This is a genomic window from Methylobacterium sp. Gmos1 (genome assembly GCF_053764715.1).
The window spans coordinates 22,505-40,144 of the sequence record NZ_JBSNCC010000032.1; the positions used below are offsets into that span (position 1 = coordinate 22,505).

Genomic DNA, 17,640 nt, shown 5'->3' on the forward strand with positions numbered 1-17,640 from the left:
CTTCACCCAACCAACCCTCAACCCAACTTGACCGTTGCAGACCGATCGCACAGCGCTCTAGCCCCGTACCACCAGCCTGCGAGGCGCGTGAGCAAAGCCGACTTCCGCATCGCGAGGCGATCAATCGAAAGTTATATTGTCCATAAGTAATTAAGCTGTTACAATTGATTTTCATGCAATCAATTTTTGTACTTATTGAAATATAAATATGCATAGCTTGCATATATATTTTTACGCATTTTGCTAAAAATAAGAATATTAACAAATAAAATATTTATATTACAATTTAATTTATGTAATCAATCAAATAGGATTGATAGAATCTATTTTCAATTCCTCGCGAGCCAGGCGCAGCAGGCTCTGGCCGTAATTGGTCTTGGCGAAGAGCTGGCCGCGGGCCACCACCTGCTCGCGGGTGATGAAGCCCTGGAGGTAGGCGATCTCCTCCAGGCAGGCGACCTGCATGCCCTGGCGGTGCTGGATGACGCGGACGAACTCGCCGGCTTCCAGCAGATTGTCGTGGGTGCCGGTATCGAGCCAGGCGTAGCCGCGCGACATGCATTCGACGTGGAGCTGGCCGCGGTCGAGATAGGCCTGGTTGACGTCGGTGATCTCGAGCTCCCCGCGGGGCGAGGGCTTCACGGCGGCTGCGATGTCCAGAACCTGGTTGTCGTAGAAGTACAGGCCGGTCACCGCCCAGGGCGATTCCGGGTTCTTCGGCTTCTCGACGAGCTTGGTGGCGCGGCCGTCCTTGTCGAGGGTGACGACGCCGTAGGCCTCCGGCTGATCGACGTGGTAGGCGAAGACCGTGGCGCCGGTCTCACGGGCGCGAGCCTTGGCCAGGAGTTGGCGCATGCCGGCGCCGAAGAACAGGTTGTCGCCGAGCACCAGCGCGACCGAATCGTCGCCGACGAACTCGCGGCCGATGACGAAGGCCTGGGCCAGACCCTCGGGCTTCGGCTGCAGCGCGTACGAAATGGCGATACCAAACTGCTCGCCGGTGCCGAACAGGCGTTTGTAGTTATCGATATGTTCCGGCGACGAGATCAGCAGGATTTCGCGGATGCCGGCGAGCATCAGCACCGAGATCGGGTAGTAGATCATCGGCTTGTCGTAGACAGGCAGCAGCTGCTTGTTGATCGCCAGCGTCGCCGGGTGCAACCGCGTGCCGGATCCCCCGGCGAGCACGATGCCCTTCATGGTATGATACTCCTCAAGGTCGCTTCGCAGGCCGACCGATCAGCTGGTCCAGGATATCGTCGAGGGCTGCCTGCCACGGCCGCGGCGCGAGGCCGAAGGCGGCGGTCAGCGTCTCCGTCGAGAGCTCGGAATTGGCCGGCCGGGTGACCGGGGTCTTGAACGCCGTGCTGGGGATCGGCTCGACCGGCACCGCGCGGGCGCCGCGGGCCGCCGCCCCCGCCATGATGGCGCGGGCGAAGTCGTACCAGGTCGTCGCCCCGGCATTGACGCAGTGATAGGTGCCGGCGGGCGCGGCCGGATCGTCGGCGAAGCGCAAGCCGATCGCCACGAGGGCGGCCGCCAGGTCGCCGGCCGAGGTCGGGCAGCCGCGCTGGTCGTCGACCACCGTCAGCTTGTCGCGCTCGGCCGACAGCCGCAGCATCGTCTTGACGAAGTTCGCCCGGTGCGGGCTCACCACCCAGGCCGTGCGCACCACCGCGTGGCGCGGGTTGCCGGTGCGCACCGCCATCTCGCCGGCGGCCTTGCTGGCGCCGTAGACGCTCACCGGATTGACCGGCGCGTCGGCGGCGTAGGCGCCGCGTCCCGAGCCGTCGAAGACGTAGTCGGTCGAGACGTGGATCAGCGGGATGCCGGTCTTAGCGGTCTCGGCCGCGAGGTAGGCGGCGCTGAGCGCGTTGAGCCGCCAGGCGGCGGCCACATCGCTCTCGGCCTTGTCGACCGCCGTGTAGGCGGCGGTGTTGATGACCGCCGCGTAACGACGCGCGGCGACGGCGCGGGCGACCGCGGCCTCGTCGGTGATGTCCAGCGCCTCCCGGGTGGGAGCGTGGATCACCACGCCCTCGCCCCAGGATCCCCGCTGCAACTCGGTGCCGACCTGGCCGCCGCCGCCGAGGACGAGGATCTCCCGCGTCATCGTCTCACTCCGCGCTCAGGCCGAGGCGCTCGCCGGAATAGCGGCCCTCGCGGATCGGGCGCCACCACGCCTCGTTGTCGAGGTACCAGCGCACGGTGTCCTCGAGCGCCTGCTCGAAGGTGCGGGAGGGCGTGTAGCCCACCTCGGCCTCCGCCTTGCTCGGGTCGATGGCGTAGCGCCGGTCGTGGCCGGGCCGGTCGGTGACGAACTGGATCAGGCGCTCGTGCGGGCCGGCCTCGGGGCGCAGCCGATCGAAGATCGCGCACAGCGTCTTCACCACGTCGAGGTTGTTGCGCACCGAGCGGCCGCCGAGCAGGTAGGTCTCGCCGATGCGGCCCTTCTCCAGCACCGCGACGAGGCCGCGGGCGTGGTCCTCGACGTGGATCCAGTCGCGCTCGTTCTGGCCGTCGCCGTAGACCGGCAGGTTCCTGCCCTCGAGCGCGTTGAGGATCATCAGCGGGATCAGCTTCTCGGGGAAGTGCCGCGGCCCGTAATTGTTCGAGCAGTTCGTCACCAGCACCGGCAGGCCGTAGGTCTCGTGCCAGGCCCGCGCCAGGTGGTCGGAGGCCGCCTTCGAGGCCGAGTAGGGCGAGCGCGGGTCGTAGCGGCTGTCCTCGGTGAAGAAGGCGCCTGGGGGCAGCGAGCCGTAGACCTCGTCGGTCGAGACGTGGAGGAAGCGGAAGGCGTCGCGCTCAGGCCCGGACAGCCCGTTGTAGTAGGCGCGAGCCGCCTCCAGCATGACCTGGGTGCCGACGACGTTGGTGCGGATGAAGGCGCCGGGTCCGGTGATCGAGCGATCGACGTGGCTCTCGGCGGCAAGATGCATCACGGCCTGCGGACGGAACTCGGAGAACAGGCCGGAGACCTTGTCGTGGTCGCAGATGTCGGCTTGCGCGAAGCGGTGCCGGTTGTCGCCCTTGAGCGGCATCAGCGAGATCGGGTTCGCCGCGTAGGTCAGCGCGTCGAGGGTGAGAACCTCGTGGCCGAGGTCCTGGACGAGGTGCAGGACCAGGGCCGAGCCGATGAAGCCGCAGCCGCCCGTGACGAGGATGCGCATGGGGTGGGTGAACTCCTGAAAACGGTATCGCTCGGCCGAGCAGGGAAACGAGGCGGGTCGGCTCGCCTCCTGAATGATTGATCGACCGCCGCTGGTGCGGCGGGGTCCTCAGAACGGCGGCGGCAGATCCTTGAGGCGCGGCGCGGCCTTGTCCTTGGCCGAGAGCTGGGCCTCGGCCTCGCTCACCGGCCAGTCGATCCCGATGGCGGGATCGTTCCACAGCACGGCGCCGTCGTGCTCGGGGCTGTAGAGGCCGCCGGCGACCTTGTAGGCCACCATCGTGTCCGGCTCGAGGGTGCAGAAGCCGTGGCCGAAGCCGACCGGCACGTAGAGCTGATGGCCATTCTCAGCGTCGAGGCGGACGGCGACGTGCCGGCCGTAGGTGGCCGAGTCCCGGCGCAGGTCAACCGTGACGTCGAGGATCGCCCCGGCAAGCACCCGGATCAGCTTGGCCTGGGCGAAGGGACGGCGCTGGAAGTGCAGGCCGCGGACGGTGCCCTGTTGCGCCGAGAAGGACTGATTGTCCTGGATGAAGTGGTCGTCGATGCCGTGGGCAGCCAGGGTGTCGGCCCGGTAGGTCTCCGAGAACCAGCCGCGCGCATCGCCGTGCCACTTCGGGATCACGAGCTTCACCGCCGGGATCGCCTGATCGATGACCTGCACTCTTGCCACCTCTATGCCGCGCAGCCTGATTGCACGATAGCTCTTGTCCGGCAACATCGCACTGGGTCGTGTGTGCGCCTCTCCACCTGTCCAGGTCGCAGCGGCAGCAACGGCTGCGTGCGGTCGATGGTCTAAACCTGGGACTTCTCGTCCACGCACAGCACCATGGCGCTGGCGGGCGGAGACAGGTAGAGTGGGGATTGCGATTGCCCCGGATTGGATACTGCTAGCGAATACCGCGGCTCAGGCAGCTTGGCTGATGAGGCGAGCGAAGGATGATCGGCGGGTCGACGCGACGGTCTCACCCGCGAGTCAATCGGCGATCCGGCTGATGTTGAGAGCAGCGGCGATCAGCATATGCTGGGGATAGACCTTGGCCAGCCCGAGGTAGCGAGCCCGCCGTAGATGCAGCGTCCGCACGCCCAGCGACAGTGTCCCTTCGATGCCCGCCTGCCAGCGGTACTGCTCGGCGAAGGTCTCATCGGCTTCTCGCGCCTGCGCGGCTTCCAGGGCGGCATGTTCCTCCCGTCGATGCGGCGCGAGCAACCGACGCGGGGAGCGCGTACAGTTCTACCTCAGCGCGCAGGGTTTGCAGTCCGCACTGGAGAAGTGGATACGGATCACTGTACGACCCAGGTTGTGATCCGGGCTCCAACTCGTCGTAGTGTGACCCGCCGGACAGGTGGCGATCTTTCGATCCCAGTCGATCTTGAAGTCCTGAAGCTTAAAGGCTCCCGCCTGATGCGATTGCCACTCCGTATCCTGCGGGCTCGGCCCAAACAGCGTCACGGCGTAATTGCGTGTACTGGCAAGTAGCAGGTCCGCATCGACGTAGCCGGCATCCACCAGGTGCGTGTTTGGGACAAGATCGTGAGCAGCCAGGTCGGCTTGGATCGACCCAAGTGCGTCGCGGTCGGCAACCGGAGCCAGCGTGATCTCCATATGCGTGATCAGGCGGTGGCGATCCGCGTCGCAGGTATCGGTGAGGTGGACCTTGTGGCCGATCCACATCGTCGTGCGCTTCTTGGCGTAGTGCGTCTCTGGGTTGTAGGGCGAGACGATCATCAGCAGAGAGGGTAGAATGCCCTCCGACGACGCTCGCCAAACAACTCCCGTGGTCTGCGGCTTCGTATGATCAGCGTCGTCTTTTGTGCCGGTCTCGTCATCGACCGAGACGATCTGGAAGTTCTACAGCCAGACCCGGCCAGCAGGATTACGGCTGGGATCTCACGGAGCCAGGCCGGTGCGTCGGGCGAGAACACCGTCGCCAGGAGCGTGTGTCCGTCGCGGCCGATCCGTTCGGCATGAGCGCGACGGGCCACCTCACCCCGCGAAATGTACAGATCGTCGGTGGGTTTGGCGTAACGCTCGCCCTAGCTCTCCTAGGTGTAGGCACACAGCCACTCGGAAGCAGCGACAGCAAGGGCATTGAGCGCGGCACGCAGGGTCTCAGTGGCGCAGCCGAGGCGGTTGAGGCTGGGCACAGCCCCCAGGACGTGCGTGCTGTCGGTGCGCTGACGGCCTCGCGCCACCAGCAGCCGGTGCTCCCGGCACAGGGCCATGAGCGTGTCGAGCAGAAGCGTCTCGGCGTGGTCGAGCACAAAGCGGGAGCGGAACTCGCTCAGCACCGAGGCGTCGAAGTCCGGGTTGGTGAGATAAGGTCCAGCAGGTACTTCCAGTCGATGCGGCCACGCGCCGCCTCGGCCGCGCGACGATTCGAGAGGTTCTCGGCAATCTGCAGCACGGTGACGAGAGCCAGCCGCCAGGGTGCTTCGGCTGGACGGCCGCGGGCCGCGAACAACGCCGTGGACTGCGCATCGGTGAATACGGTGCCGAGATCATCCCTCAGCCGCAGGTAGGCATTGCCCCACGGGAATGCGGTTCTCGCCACGGCGACGGTCTGGCTGGGAACCTAGGCGGGTAAACTTGGCAGCAGCGACATGACGAGCCTCCTCGAGCATTAGATTGCGCTGACACATCAACGAGTTAACTAGACCGATGGCTTCGCCAGCAGTATCGGAAACGGAGTAATCGCAGTGCGGGTCTGAGGCATAGCTCAGACTGTCTGCGTGCTCCCCAGTGACGCCGACCTGGTACGCCTGTCCGCCCTCGCAATCGTTCGGGCGCGGCACCTCAAGGACATACAATGCACTCGTGTCATCACTCTCAGCCGAACGCCGCTCCCTCTTGAACGTCGCACCCCAAACTGGCGTCAGCCAGGCCGTGACGTGGTACTGGCAACAGAGCTACGTCGAAGAAGACGCTGAGGTAATATTACGCAGTAGTAATAATTGTATAAATTTTATTATGAGACTACAGATATTTTTTTAATAATATACAATTGATTAATTTTATTTATTTACAGTATATAAAATAACATATTCTAACATATTAATAATATAATCAAATAAAATACTAAATACGATGTAAATTATATTATTAGTAAGAGTGCAAGAACCAATTATGATCGCTGCGTAGACGATTACATGAATATATAACAGTTAGATACTGGGGATACACCTTTCTCCATACGCAATAGATGCGTGCAGTTTACCATATTGTCTGATAATTGCTTCAACATTGCAAGAGATCAACGATCGGTCACGTTGAAGCCGACCTCGAATTTCCATGCCGCTTCAAACGCCATCGGGGAAAGCAGCGTGTTGACGATCCCGCCTAAAAAGGCTTAGCAACGGGCACCAAGGGTAAATTCGAGGTAGTGAACGTGAGCGGCAAGCGTGCTCTTATCACGGGCGTGACGGGGCAGGATGGTGCGTATCTCGCCCAGCTTCTGCTGCAAAAAGGCTATGCAGTTACCGGCATCGTCCGCCGCTCCAGCCATGCCGGCGTGTTCGACCACCGTCTCAAGTGGCTCGGCATTGAGCGTGACATCGAACTCGTTGATGGCAATCTTATCGATCTGTCGAGCTTGATCAGGATCATCCAGGCGGCTCAACCCGACGAGATCTACAATCTTGCCGCGCAATCTTTCGTCACTTCGTCGTGGCAGCAGCCACTATTGACGGGTCAAGTTACGGGACTCGGCGCCGCAAATCTGCTCGAGGCGATGCGTAGCCTGGTGCCTCAGGCGCGCTACTATCAGGCCTCGACCTCCGAGATGTTCGGCCTCATCCAAGAGCAGATGCAGAGCGAGACGACCCCGTTTTATCCGCGATCGCCCTATGGTGTGGCAAAACTCTACGCTCACTGGATGACAATCAACTATCGTGAGAGTTTCGGGCTGCACACCTCCAACGGCATCCTGTTCAACCACGAGAGCCCGCTGCGCGGTGTAGAGTTCGTCACGCGCAAGGTGACCGACAACGTGGCACGGATCAAACTCGGGCTGGCCAAGGAGTTGCGCCTTGGCAACGTCGATGCCAAGCGGGACTGGGGTCATGCCAAGGACTATGTCCGGGCGATGTGGCTGATGCTGCAACAGGAGGCACCGGACGACTTCGTGATTGCGACGGGACGGACTACGACGGTGCGCGATATGTGCGAGATCGCATTCCGCCATGTTGGGCTCAACGTCGAAGATCACCTTGTCATCGACCCGAACCTATTCCGTCCCGCGGAAGTGGAAGTACTGCTGGGCAATCCGGCGAAAGCGAAGTCCAAGCTCGGCTGGGAGGCCGAAATCGGCCTGGAGGCGATGATTCGGGAGATGGTCGAGGCGGATCTCGCGAGACTGAAATCACGGGGCTGAACGAGCTGATGCGCTCTCGTCGCGTACTCGTCACTGGAGCAGCCGGTTTTGTCGGCCGTTACGCGATGGCGGCGCTCCAATCCGAGCCATGGGCGGATACGGCTCTGCTGGGGATAGGGCGCCCAACCAATTCGCTGCCCACCCAGGCGGCCTTTCGCGCGATCGACTTGGCTGACAGCGTGGTTCTGCGCGAATGCATCGCGGAGTTCGCGCCAACCCACATCCTACACCTGGCGGCGCAAGCCTCGGTGAAGCAGGGTGGGCATGCCATTGCTGAGACGTGGCAGGCCAATGTCGGAGGCTTGTTAAACCTCGCTCAGGCTGTGATGGCGGAGGCGCCAGAGGCGACTTTCGTGTTCGTGAGTTCGAGCGAGGTGTACGGTCGCGCATTCCTTTCTGGCAAGTCACTCGACGAGACGGCTCTGCCCGACCCGACCAGCCATTACGGCCGCTCGAAATGGATTGGCGAACAAATCCTACAGGATATCCTAGGCGGCGGTCACCTCATCGTGCTCAGGCCGTTTAACCATACGGGTCCCGGGCAAGACGAACGCTTCGTGGCGCCCTCGTTCGCGGGCCAGATCGCGCGGATTGAATACGGTCTCGCTCGTCCCCGTCTAAGCGTCGGTGATCTGTCGTCAAGACGCGAGTTTCTCGATGTGAGAGATGTCGTGCGTGCCTACGTTGGCGTAATCGATGCATCAGAGCGGATCGCAGGAGGGACGGTATTCAATATTGCCAGTGGAGAGCCACGTACGATCGAAGATATGCTCACATCGCTCAAGCAGCGAGCGGAAGCGCCGTTCGAGGTCGAGGTAGATCCTGACCGCCTCCGACCGAGCGAGATTCCAATCGCAGCGGGCTGCTCAGACAAGCTTCATGCCGTCACCGGCTGGCGACCTGACATTGCATGGTCAAAAACGCTGGACGATTTGATGAGCGATGCCCGCGAGCGCGCTCGCAATTTAAAGAACAAAAAGTTTTCGCAACAAGACGCGTTTTAATGTTTCTTAATGTACTTGTGAGCTCGCGCAATGTTCTAGGGACGATACAACGGCCTGTTTTCGGCAATAGTAAACGCAAGCCGTTCATATACTCAATTGAACCTAGCGTTCAAATCTTGCAAGCCGCGATTCGACGGGCCCTGGAACTACCCAAGCCCCCCATGATCGTCTCCAACGAGACCTTTCTCATTCCCGTTAAAAAGTCTCTCCAGTTCATCGTCAACGCCATCGTCTCGGAGACTGAATGGCGTGGGCCTGTGGGGGTACGTTGATGCGAGCCGCCCACCAGACCCTTAAGTCATCATACCCGTTCCACGCTCTGCGAGGGCTACAGGAGCGCGCGGATACCCGTGGCCTACAACTCTGCAGCGGCGCTCTCGTATGCACGTTGATAATTTTTTGTAAGAAAAGCGGCAAGGCAAGAATCAGCCCGGCAATGGTTCGCTACAATACAATACACCGCAGCCGACTCTCAGAGGAATTATAGAATGAGCAAATTATCACTCAATAAGCCCTCCCTATTTCGCAGAAAAGAGTATGAACGACTGAGAGGAAATGTAGACGACTACCTAAATTATACAATAAGAGGCTGGGCTTGGGATACGTCACGACCAAATGAAGCCATCACCGTTGAAGCTCGTACGAAGAGCGGTAGGGTTCTTGCCTCTGTTGCAAGTGAATATCGAGCCGATTTGGAAAATGCGGGCTTCGGAAATGGGCGCCACGGCTTCAGAATCAATATTTCGGAATGGGGAGAGAATATAGAACCGATTGGCGTGTATGTCAAGGGAACGAACTATCGCTTCGCTGAAATAAATCCTAGTATATATTCAAATAAAACAGCAGTAGCCCAAACCGTAGAGTTCGATCCCGAACAGGAATGGGCTTGGCATATTGATGATGTCAATCGTTTGAGCGTTTACGGATGGATTGTGAGCCGGAAAAGCCCGTCCGATGAAATTGCTGTCTTCATAAAAAGTGCAACTGGTAAAGAAATCTCGACGGTTGCAAATCTGCCTCGGGGAGATCTCGTCGGACCTCTTTTTGAGAGCATCAATCACGCGTTTAATATTGATGTATCTTCATTTACACAGTCAGACTGGCCTATCGATCTCGTCGTACGTATCAGAAACTGCAAGCTAAATAAACGCCCCTTGCACTATAATATTGTCGATAGATTATTAAATCATAATCCTGAAAACGTAATCAAATCGCAGATTAAGTCCGTTATTATGTCGGCCGAATACCTATCAGATGATAAATTACATCACATTTCTCGCAATATTTCAAACTCTAAAGCAAGTATAATATTTCAAACAGCTAACCCCCAGTTTGATAAAGAGGGATTAATCAGTAAATTTTTGCAATACGAGTCATTCCGTATTGATCGCGAAAAATACGAACACGCTATGAGTGGTGTTTTGCAGGAAAGAATTGATGTCCTAATGTGGTACCTTATTAAGTATCTTCGTGATCGACAGTATAAATATATTCTACCTCTATCTTCAAATCAGATAGAATTTCTCAACTCCCCGATGCCGATCCAGGGATACTCACCGGTAGTAACGATTGCTTTATACAACATTATAAAAGTTGAAAGACAGGATCTTATTCATCTTGATGATCCAAACGTGCTGCGACAAGCCCTCTATTGGTGGTGTTGCGAGCGGGCGCCACGCGATAAACTTGATCAACACTTGGTAACAAGTGACCAAATCGCATTTCTATCAAGAGAAGAACAATGGTCGGGTGAGTCTTTCGCTTTTAATGCTTTTGCCGCAGAGTATTTTGCTCGCCACGTCAAGCTTCATTCTTTGAATATGCATAATAAATTGGACAGAGCCATATTTTTTTACTATTTGATTTTGAAGAGCTGGTCCGAGCCTTTTATCTTGCGCTTTTTATCCAAGGAATTAATAAAAGAAGTGCTAAACAATCAGGGAGAGTCTCAGGATAGTTTCAATGATGTCGTTGCGCATCTATCCGGGCTTGATTTGCAAGAAATAAAAAATTTAAGCTATCGTATTAAAGATATGGAGCATGTTTCCGTCTCTTCGACAACGCAATCTTGTGAAAAAAATACAAACCGTGACATTGGAGAATGCTATGTAAGGCGATTGGAGTTCCCAGAAGGTATCGAGCCGGGAGTTGCTGTGATAGGCCCCCTCCACAAAACGTCTGGACTGGGACAAGCAACTCGATTGTCATATGAGGTGCTCGAAAAATGCGAGTCCGTCAAACCTACAGGACTTGCATTCGACCTCGATAATCCAGCTCCTGTTGGTTTTACAACATCTCTTAATTTAGACCCATACAAATCCCGCCGAGAGATAAATATTATTCACCTAAATGCCGAGTCTGTTCCTCTGCTATATGCGTTTGGGCAAAATGATATAGTTGATGAAAGTTATAATATTGGATATTTCTTTTGGGAATTAAACATGATACCAAAATGTCATTATCTTTCTCTCGAGCTTCTCGATGAAATTTGGGTATCATCAGAATATAACCGAGAAATATACGCCCGTTATACTGATAAGCCGGTGATTAACGTTGGCATGGCGGTCGAAGACATGCCATCGCTTCAGAAAATGTCAAAATCAGCACTTGGATTCAGAGACACTGATACCGTCTTTTTGACGACGTTTGATTCATTTTCCTTTATCGAACGAAAGAATCCCATGGGCGTCCTGGAAGCGTTCCGTGCGGCTTTTCCGCTAGGCAGTGAGCCTGTGCGCCTTGTGCTTAAGACTCAAAATCGCGGACGCGTTTACGATCCATATCAGATTGATCTGTGGCGTCGTATCGATCGGATCGTCAGTAACGATCAGCGCATTGTTGTGATTAACGAAACGTATCACTATAAGGATTTGCTTGCGCTGAAGCAAGCATGTGACTGCTATGTGTCACTTCATCGAGCGGAGGGTTGGGGTTTTGGTATGATCGAAGCAATGCAGCTCGGAAAGCCTGTTATCGCTACCGCATATTCCGGCAACATGGATTTTTGTATCGCAGACACAACCTATCTTGTCGATTATGACCTGATCGGGGTGCGGGAGGCTGAATACATTTTCGTCGAGCGTGGGAGCCAATGGGCGCATCCGAGTATCACCCATGCCGCGGAGCGCATGCGCGAGGTGGTTTCGGATCGCGTTGCGGCTGAAAAAAAGGGAGAGGCGGCTGCTAAATACATCAAAGCAAACTTCTCTGTTTCTGCAATCGCGTCCCGTTATGCTGCCCGACTTGAAGAAATACGATTACATAAACCAAAATAGTAAGTTACCAGGTTAGTAAAGCGGTAATCTCACATTTGTAAAATTGAATGAAAGAGCCTAAGCGCGGCTAACAGAACGGCACGATCGGGGCAGTTGGGCGTTGTCTGGTATGGCTCGCCCGCTTCTTCCTTACGATCTCTGGACTGCAATTGCCTCGCTCCTGCCGCCACGCCCGCCGCGCCCAAAGGGCAGCGTCCCCGTGTGACGATCGGGGTGCCCTGACGGGCATCCTGTTCGTGCTGCGCTCGGACATCCCCTGGGAGATGCTGCCGACCGAGATGAACTGTGGCTGCGGCATGAGTTGCTGGCGCCGGCTGCTCACTGGCAAGCGGCCTGTTTGTGGCGGCGCCTGCACCAGGTGCTTCTCGAGCGCGTCCATTCGGCGGGTGAGATCGACTGGAGCCAGGCCAGCGTCGATAGCGCGAGCGTGTCAGCGCACAAAGGGGGTCTGCCACGAGCTCGAACCCGACGGACCAGGGCAAAGCGGGCAATAAGCGCGATCTCGTCATCGACGCGCGCGGCACGCCGCTCTGCCTCGTTCTGACCGGCTCCAATTGCCACGACAGCCCGCTGATGGCCCCGACGCTGGACGCGATCCCGCCATTGCACAGCTGGCAGCGAGGACGCCCGCGCCGTAAGCTCTCGGTGACGCTTCCTTTTACCCACATCCTGGCGATGTCTGGGCGAGGGCGGCTCCGAGCGCAATGTCTGTGAGGCGTGCAAAGCCGCGCCACATGACGAGGTTGCCGGGCGGCGGATCGCGTGAGCGGGCGAGGTAGCCGCCGAGGCGCGCGATCTTCACCACATAGGCAAAGAGGGATCGTTTACCGGCTGGCAAGTCCGGTACGAGGCGGTCGAGCAGCGCGATCTCGTGATCGGTCACGGCCAGGTGTGGGTCTGCTCGCGGCGCCGAGCGGCCGATCATGGCCGTCCAGAACACCTGCCACGCCAGGATGCAGTACACCGCGATGAGCTTGACCAAGCGCTCGGCCGTGCGCAGCCGCGCGTGCTCGGCGCGGCAGCCTGTCTTCAGGGTAAGCGCTCGGTGACGGAGCAACTTGTCAGGCGGCTTGCTGGACCCCGCCTGTCGGCATCCAGTTCCAGGGCAGCAGATCGGCGAGGCGCTTGGCCGGGTGATCGGCGATGCGCGTGAGCACATCGCGCAGGTAGCCCTCGGGATCGAGCCCGTTCATCTTCGCCGTCTCGATCAGGGTGTAGAACGCCGCCGCACGCTCGGCGCCCAGCTCGGATCCCGCGAACAGGTAGTTCTTGCGCCCGACCGCCACGCAGCGCAGCGCCCGCTCGGCCGCGTTGTTGTCGAGGGCGAGCCGCCCGTCGCCGAAGGCGCGCATGAGCGCCGGCCAGCGTGCCAGCATATAGCGCAACGCCTTGGCCAGGTCGGAGCGGCCCGGCACCTGGGCCAGGCTCGTCTCGGCAAACGCCTTCAGCGCCTCGGCCAGTGGCTTCGAGCGGGTCTGCCGCTCGCGGGTGCGGGCATCGGGCGGCTTGCCGTGCAGGTCGCGCTCGACCCCGTAGAGCGCCCCGATCCGCTCCAGCGCCTCCGCCGCGAGAGCCGAGCCCGTCGCGGCGTGCACGTCGAAGATCTTGCGGCGCACATGCGCCCAGCACCCCGCCTCGGTCAGGGCGCCGCCTGCCCGCCTGGCCTCGTACAGCCCGTTGAAGCCGGCATACCCATCGGCCACCAGCACGCCGGAGAAGTCTGCCAAGTGCGCGAGCGGGCGCTCGCCCCGACGGTCGGGCGAGGCGAAGAACACGGCCGCCGGCGGACGGGCGCCGCTGTGGGGGCGTTCGTCGCGCACATAGGTCCACAGCCGCCCGGTGCTCGTCTTGCCCGTGCCGGGGGCCAGCACCGGGATCGGGGTGTCGTCGCCGTGCAGGACGTCCGAGCCACCGATCACCTCCCGGCGCAGAAGGTCGGTCAGCGGCTGCAGCGTGGCCGCAGTCGCGCCGAGCCAGCCCGAGAGCGTCGAGGTCGCCAGTTCGACGCCGTCGCGCGCATAGATCTCGGCCTGGCGATACAGCGGAAGATGGTCGTCGAACTTCGCCACCGCGATGTGGGCCAGGAGCCCGGGACCGGCCCGCCCGCGGGGAACCGCGTGGTGGGGGGCGGGTGCCTGGACTACCTGCTCGCAGGCACGGCAGGCGAACGCCTCGCGGACGTGGCGCATGACCTTGAACCGGCCCGGCACGTCGTCGAGGCTCTCGGTGACGTCCTCGCCGATCCGGCGCAGTGCCCCGCCGCAGGCCGGGCAGGCGCAGGGACCGGCGTGGACCACGCTCTCGCGCGGCAGATGGGCCGGCAGGTCCCGCCGGGCGGGCTTGAGCCGTGCGGCTTCCCTCGCCTCGGCGACGATCGGCGCGCCGGCCAGGCGCTCGGCCTCGTCGACCTCCAGCGCCTCGATGGCCAGTTCGAGTTGCTCGAGGCGCGTGCCGAGCTTCTCGGACGAGGTGCCGAACCGCGCCCGCTTCATCCGGGCGAGTTCGCTGCGCAGCTTCTCGATCAGGGTGCTGGCGTGGACGGCCTCGCGCGTCAGGCCGACGATCAGGCGCTTGAGCGCGTCGACGTCGTCGGGCAGCGTGGCAGGATCGAGAGCCATGCCAACAGCTTAGCTCTCGCCAAGAGCCGTCGCCACCGGTTCTGGCACCCGACGTCGCTGCCTCGGTGGGGTGGCTTGCCAGGCGGACGGGTCTTGTCGCGCAAGAGGCCCTCGACGCCTTCTTCGGCGTAGCGCTGTTGCCAGCGCCACACCGCGGGCCGGCTGACGCCTGCCTGCTGGGCGACGTCGAGGACGGAGAGGCGTTCGGCCGAGAGCAGGACGATGCGGGCGCGCTGGATGTGCTTGAGGGGCCGCGCCCGATCGGCGACGATGGCGGACAGGTCCGCCATCGTCGCCGGCACTCGGGATCACGCAGACAGTCTGAGCCATGCCCTCAGACTCGCATGCCTTACGCCTCAGGTGAATCCTCTGAATGCGTCAGCGCACTAGGCGATCAGCATCATAACCTTTGTCAGCAATCACGGATCCAGCCGCAAAGCCGTCGATCAACGCGCTGCCGCGGGTCACGTCGTGCTCCTGGCCAGGGCCGCCGATCAGCCGAACCGGCAAGCCAAGTCCATCCGTCGCTGCGTGGATCTTCGTCGTTAGGCCACCGCGTGGCCGACCCAGGCCCTGGGCATCCGCCCCCTTTGACCTTGCGGGCCCCCGACGCCTGACTGTGCGCACGAACAATCGTTGCGTCCAGCATCAGCCAGTCCAGATCAGCCTCCTGCGCCAAAGCAGCCAGCATCTCATCCAGCACTCAACGAGCAATCCAGTCGTAGTAGCGACGCTTGACCGTATCGGGCTTGCCCAGACGCTCTGTAAGATCTTTCCACCGACCGCCCGAGCGAGCCATCCACAGGAGCGCATCGAGAAAACGCCGGTTGTCAGCCCGCCGTCCGCGGCTCCCTTTTCGACCGCCTGGCACCAAGACCTTGACGCGCTCCCATTGTTCGTCCGTCAGGGCATCACCACTCTGCGACATGGCCGGATCTCCTCCGGTCACAGTCAACGACCCCAAACTTGCACCAGGCTGGTGAGTGTTAATTCCTCACTACAGCCTAGAGCACTTCACGATCGCGCTGCAATCGCGAAGCTCTCTAAGTCCTTGTTTTGCCGCATTTTCTTTGACGAACCGGTATCCACTTCGTCGGAAAATGCTCTAAGAGCGCCTAACAGAACGGCACGATCAGGGCGGTTGGGCGTTGTATGGTATGGCTCGCCCGCTTCTTCCCGACGATCTCTGGACTGCGATCGCCTCGCTTCTGCCGCCACACCCGCCTCGCCCCAAGGGTGGGCGTCGCCGGTTGGACGACCGCGCCGCCCTGAAGCACGCCAGAGATCCCGACCGATGCCGGCTTCCGTCTCGAGATTGAGTGGACTTTGGCGGGCGTCGCGTTCGCGGTCGTCCTCGTCGGCACCACAGCACAGTGGGATGCGGTCGCCGGCACGATGGGCGGGCCGACCTTCGGTACTCAGTGGGAGGTACCGTGGCCAATAGCCCGCCTGAATGAGAGGGGGCGGTGAGACGCCGCCACAATCCCCGCCGAGCCTACGACGAGGAGGGGCGTGAAAACACCCGCTTGTTACTGATTCAAGCGGACCGAAGGCTAGAACAAAATACAGCGCGATCTGTTCGATCAGCTGTACTGACTAGATCAGGAGTGTCAAATTCAATTAAGGAAGTGCGGAACCACAAAGCGCATGCCCGCGAGACCGATTAGCGCCATCGAGCCGCTGACGATGAGCACGAATGGGATGTCGGCATCTGCACCGTAACCTGGATAGAAAGCCGACCGGCACACCTTGACGATGTGCATGAGCGGGTTCCACTGCACGTATTCATAAATGACTGCCGGCATCGCTTCGACCACCAGGACGGTTCCACTCGTGAAGTAGATAATTAGTATAGGAACGATAATAATGATCATCCATTGCGGAAACATTTGCGAGATGAAGACATTAAAAAATCCCGCTCCCATTGCAAAACATAGCGCGAGAATCATACTTTCACAGAATGCAAACGGATCCCTAGGAACAACCTGAGCACCGCAGCACGCTGCGATGAAGAAAACCAGGAATATGCTGAGACTGCTGGTACACAGTTCCACAAGTGCGCGAGAAATGACGACATCAAAGAATTTAACTTGTGGAAAATATATTAACTGCCTGTTTTGTAATGGTCCTTCCATCATTTTTCGAGACATATAGTTAAAGATAATGTATGGAGACAAGCCAGATACGGCGAACAGCACGATGCTGTCACCGATAGGCGTCGGCTTCTTCATGATGACGTAGAAGGCGGTGATGACCAGGATGTGAGCGCACGGCCAGCCGACGGCGATGCCGTATCCCCATATCGTGCCGCCGAAACGGGTGCGGATATCGCGCAGCATGAGGGCGCCGAGCACGTCCAGCTGCACCTCGAGCGCCGATTTCGTCTGATGTGCCATGTGGCCCTCGTTCATCTGGCGCGATTGATCCCGTCACGTTTCTCGGGAAGGCACAGCCACCTCGCGGCCTAAGCAGGGATTGCGGCAGCTGGGTGACGGGCGTCGTGGACCGCAAGGCCTTGGCGAGCGCAAAAAAGCCCTGCGCGGCGGCTGCCGGTGGGGCTGAGGGAGCGGCGGGGCGGCAGTTGCGCGGCTATTGAGCGAGATCGACGGGGGCGGACAGCAAAATGCGCCCCGAGCCTGGAGCAAGCGGTGGCTGCTCACGCGACGCGGCTCGGCGAGAAGCTGCGGCGCGATGGGCTCGCGGACTCGGCAGTCACCGTCTGGGATTGCCCCGTTTCTGGTTCTTGCTCACTTTGCGTGGATCAGGCGGCCAGAACCATGCGGTGCTTCAGGAGATCGAGGCCTGCCCGTCCGTAGCACTGGCGCTTGATGAGCTTGAGACGGTTGACCTGGCCTTCAGCTTGGCCGTTACTCCATGGCTCCATGAGAGCAGCCCGGACGGCAGCGATGTCCGCCTCCAATCCTGAGGCGAACGTCGCGATCGCAGAAGCCTCACAGGTCCGGGCCTTCGTGATCCAAGCCTCGATGTCTGCGGCGTCCTGATCATCAGCCAAGGGCTTGCCCTTCCCGGCAGCGCGCACGAGTGCGGTGAAGCGGCGGGCCAGTCCCGTGACGGCCCGCGCGGTGTCGTCCTGCTCGACGCGGCTCACCACAGCCGCTTCGCTCTCATCCAACACCGAGGTCGGCTGCACGAGCAGCCACGCCAGATGCCGTGCTGGCGGCAACGGGGCTTCCGATCCAG

Annotated in this window: 15 protein-coding genes and 5 pseudogenes; 5 read left to right on the forward strand and 15 right to left on the reverse strand. The window is 59.9% G+C overall.

Features of this window, described 5'->3' with window-relative positions; genetic code table 11:
• Positions 1-303: 303 nt before the first annotated feature.
• The 9 genes and pseudogenes from rfbA to ACS5PV_RS30935 form a co-directional block, all read right to left on the reverse strand.
• On the reverse strand, positions 304-1,200 hold the full coding sequence (gene rfbA, locus ACS5PV_RS30895; RefSeq protein WP_455399147.1) for a glucose-1-phosphate thymidylyltransferase RfbA: 897 nt from the start codon (positions 1,198-1,200) through the stop codon (positions 304-306).
• Positions 1,201-1,213: 13 nt separating this feature from the next.
• Positions 1,214-2,113 carry a dTDP-4-dehydrorhamnose reductase gene (gene rfbD / locus ACS5PV_RS30900; protein WP_455399148.1) on the reverse strand — a complete coding sequence of 300 codons (900 nt, stop codon included), beginning with the start codon at positions 2,111-2,113 and terminating at the stop codon, positions 1,214-1,216.
• A gap of 4 nt (positions 2,114-2,117) precedes the next feature.
• The gene (rfbB, locus tag ACS5PV_RS30905; RefSeq protein WP_455399149.1) at positions 2,118-3,170 is read right to left on the reverse strand and encodes a dTDP-glucose 4,6-dehydratase; all 1,053 of its coding nucleotides are present in this window, start codon (positions 3,168-3,170) and stop codon (positions 2,118-2,120) included.
• Positions 3,171-3,278: 108 nt separating this feature from the next.
• Positions 3,279-3,833 carry a dTDP-4-dehydrorhamnose 3,5-epimerase gene (gene rfbC / locus ACS5PV_RS30910; protein ID WP_455399150.1) on the reverse strand — a complete coding sequence of 185 codons (555 nt, stop codon included), beginning with the start codon at positions 3,831-3,833 and terminating at the stop codon, positions 3,279-3,281.
• Positions 3,834-3,898: 65 nt separating this feature from the next.
• A pseudogene (locus ACS5PV_RS30915) lies at positions 3,899-4,027 on the reverse strand (IS630 family transposase); the annotation flags it as partial.
• Between the two features lie 118 nt (positions 4,028-4,145).
• Positions 4,146-4,379 carry a transposase gene (locus tag ACS5PV_RS30920; RefSeq protein ID WP_455399151.1) on the reverse strand — a complete coding sequence of 78 codons (234 nt, stop codon included), beginning with the start codon at positions 4,377-4,379 and terminating at the stop codon, positions 4,146-4,148.
• A 24-nt stretch (positions 4,380-4,403) separates the two neighbouring features.
• Positions 4,404-4,898, reverse strand: a complete 495-nt coding sequence (locus ACS5PV_RS30925) for a hypothetical protein (RefSeq protein WP_455399152.1) — start codon at positions 4,896-4,898, stop codon at positions 4,404-4,406.
• 317 nt (positions 4,899-5,215) lie between these two features.
• On the reverse strand, positions 5,216-5,461 hold the full coding sequence (locus ACS5PV_RS30930; protein ID WP_455399153.1) for a hypothetical protein: 246 nt from the start codon (positions 5,459-5,461) through the stop codon (positions 5,216-5,218).
• Entirely contained in the window at positions 5,455-5,724 is a 270-nt protein-coding gene (locus ACS5PV_RS30935; protein WP_455399154.1) for a transposase, read from the reverse strand. The genes ACS5PV_RS30930 and ACS5PV_RS30935 overlap by 7 nt, the downstream gene beginning before the upstream one ends.
• A gap of 834 nt (positions 5,725-6,558) precedes the next feature.
• Here ACS5PV_RS30935 and gmd point away from each other — a divergent pair.
• From gmd to ACS5PV_RS30955, 4 genes and pseudogenes are all read left to right on the forward strand, one after another.
• Positions 6,559-7,542, forward strand: a complete 984-nt coding sequence (gene gmd, locus ACS5PV_RS30940; protein WP_455399155.1) for a GDP-mannose 4,6-dehydratase — start codon at positions 6,559-6,561, stop codon at positions 7,540-7,542.
• An 8-nt stretch (positions 7,543-7,550) separates the two neighbouring features.
• A complete protein-coding gene (locus ACS5PV_RS30945; RefSeq protein ID WP_455399156.1) occupies positions 7,551-8,546 on the forward strand; it encodes an NAD-dependent epimerase/dehydratase family protein in 996 nt (331 codons plus the stop codon).
• Between the two features lie 488 nt (positions 8,547-9,034).
• Positions 9,035-11,821 (forward strand): glycosyltransferase, encoded by a 2,787-nt coding sequence (locus ACS5PV_RS30950; RefSeq protein WP_455399157.1) that lies wholly within the window; start codon positions 9,035-9,037, stop codon positions 11,819-11,821.
• 109 nt (positions 11,822-11,930) lie between these two features.
• Positions 11,931-12,460, forward strand: a pseudogene (locus ACS5PV_RS30955) (IS5 family transposase); the annotation flags it as partial.
• 19 nt (positions 12,461-12,479) lie between these two features.
• Here the strand turns inward: ACS5PV_RS30955 and ACS5PV_RS30960 are convergent.
• From ACS5PV_RS30960 to ACS5PV_RS30975, 4 genes and pseudogenes are all read right to left on the reverse strand, one after another.
• Positions 12,480-12,803: a hypothetical protein gene (locus ACS5PV_RS30960; protein ID WP_455399158.1), complete on the reverse strand. Its 324-nt coding sequence runs from the start codon at positions 12,801-12,803 to the stop codon at positions 12,480-12,482.
• A 79-nt stretch (positions 12,804-12,882) separates the two neighbouring features.
• A complete protein-coding gene (tnpC, locus tag ACS5PV_RS30965; RefSeq protein WP_455399159.1) occupies positions 12,883-14,439 on the reverse strand; it encodes an IS66 family transposase in 1,557 nt (518 codons plus the stop codon).
• 65 nt (positions 14,440-14,504) lie between these two features.
• Positions 14,505-14,769: pseudogene (locus ACS5PV_RS30970) on the reverse strand (helix-turn-helix domain-containing protein); the annotation flags it as partial.
• A 57-nt stretch (positions 14,770-14,826) separates the two neighbouring features.
• Positions 14,827-15,367 (reverse strand): annotated as a pseudogene (locus ACS5PV_RS30975) (IS5 family transposase); the annotation flags it as partial.
• Between the two features lie 229 nt (positions 15,368-15,596).
• Between ACS5PV_RS30975 and ACS5PV_RS30980 the strand changes: the two are divergent.
• Positions 15,597-15,710: pseudogene (locus tag ACS5PV_RS30980) on the forward strand (IS5/IS1182 family transposase); the annotation flags it as partial.
• A gap of 345 nt (positions 15,711-16,055) precedes the next feature.
• Here ACS5PV_RS30980 and ACS5PV_RS30985 read toward each other — a convergent pair.
• Complete coding sequence (locus tag ACS5PV_RS30985; protein WP_455399160.1) at positions 16,056-16,835, reverse strand: ABC transporter permease; 780 nt, start codon at positions 16,833-16,835, stop codon at positions 16,056-16,058.
• Between the two features lie 365 nt (positions 16,836-17,200).
• On the reverse strand, positions 17,201-17,640 hold a 440-nt coding region (locus tag ACS5PV_RS30990), incomplete at its 5' end, for a transposase (protein WP_455399161.1).

What these genes read in the sequence shown, in the direction of transcription:
- rfbA (WP_455399147.1), bottom strand. Translation starts at nt 1,200, where the DNA reads ATGAAGGGCATCGTGCTCGCCGGGGGATCCGGCACGCGGTTGCACCCG.
- rfbD (WP_455399148.1), bottom strand. Translation starts at nt 2,113, where the DNA reads ATGACGCGGGAGATCCTCGTCCTCGGCGGCGGCGGCCAGGTCGGCACC.
- rfbB (WP_455399149.1), bottom strand. Translation starts at nt 3,170, where the DNA reads ATGCGCATCCTCGTCACGGGCGGCTGCGGCTTCATCGGCTCGGCCCTG.
- ACS5PV_RS30925 (WP_455399152.1), bottom strand. Translation starts at nt 4,898, where the DNA reads ATGATCGTCTCGCCCTACAACCCAGAGACGCACTACGCCAAGAAGCGC.
- ACS5PV_RS30945 (WP_455399156.1), top strand. Translation starts at nt 7,551, where the DNA reads ATGCGCTCTCGTCGCGTACTCGTCACTGGAGCAGCCGGTTTTGTCGGC.
- ACS5PV_RS30950 (WP_455399157.1), top strand. Translation starts at nt 9,035, where the DNA reads ATGAGCAAATTATCACTCAATAAGCCCTCCCTATTTCGCAGAAAAGAG.
- tnpC (WP_455399159.1), bottom strand. Translation starts at nt 14,439, where the DNA reads ATGGCTCTCGATCCTGCCACGCTGCCCGACGACGTCGACGCGCTCAAG.
- ACS5PV_RS30985 (WP_455399160.1), bottom strand. Translation starts at nt 16,835, where the DNA reads ATGGCACATCAGACGAAATCGGCGCTCGAGGTGCAGCTGGACGTGCTC.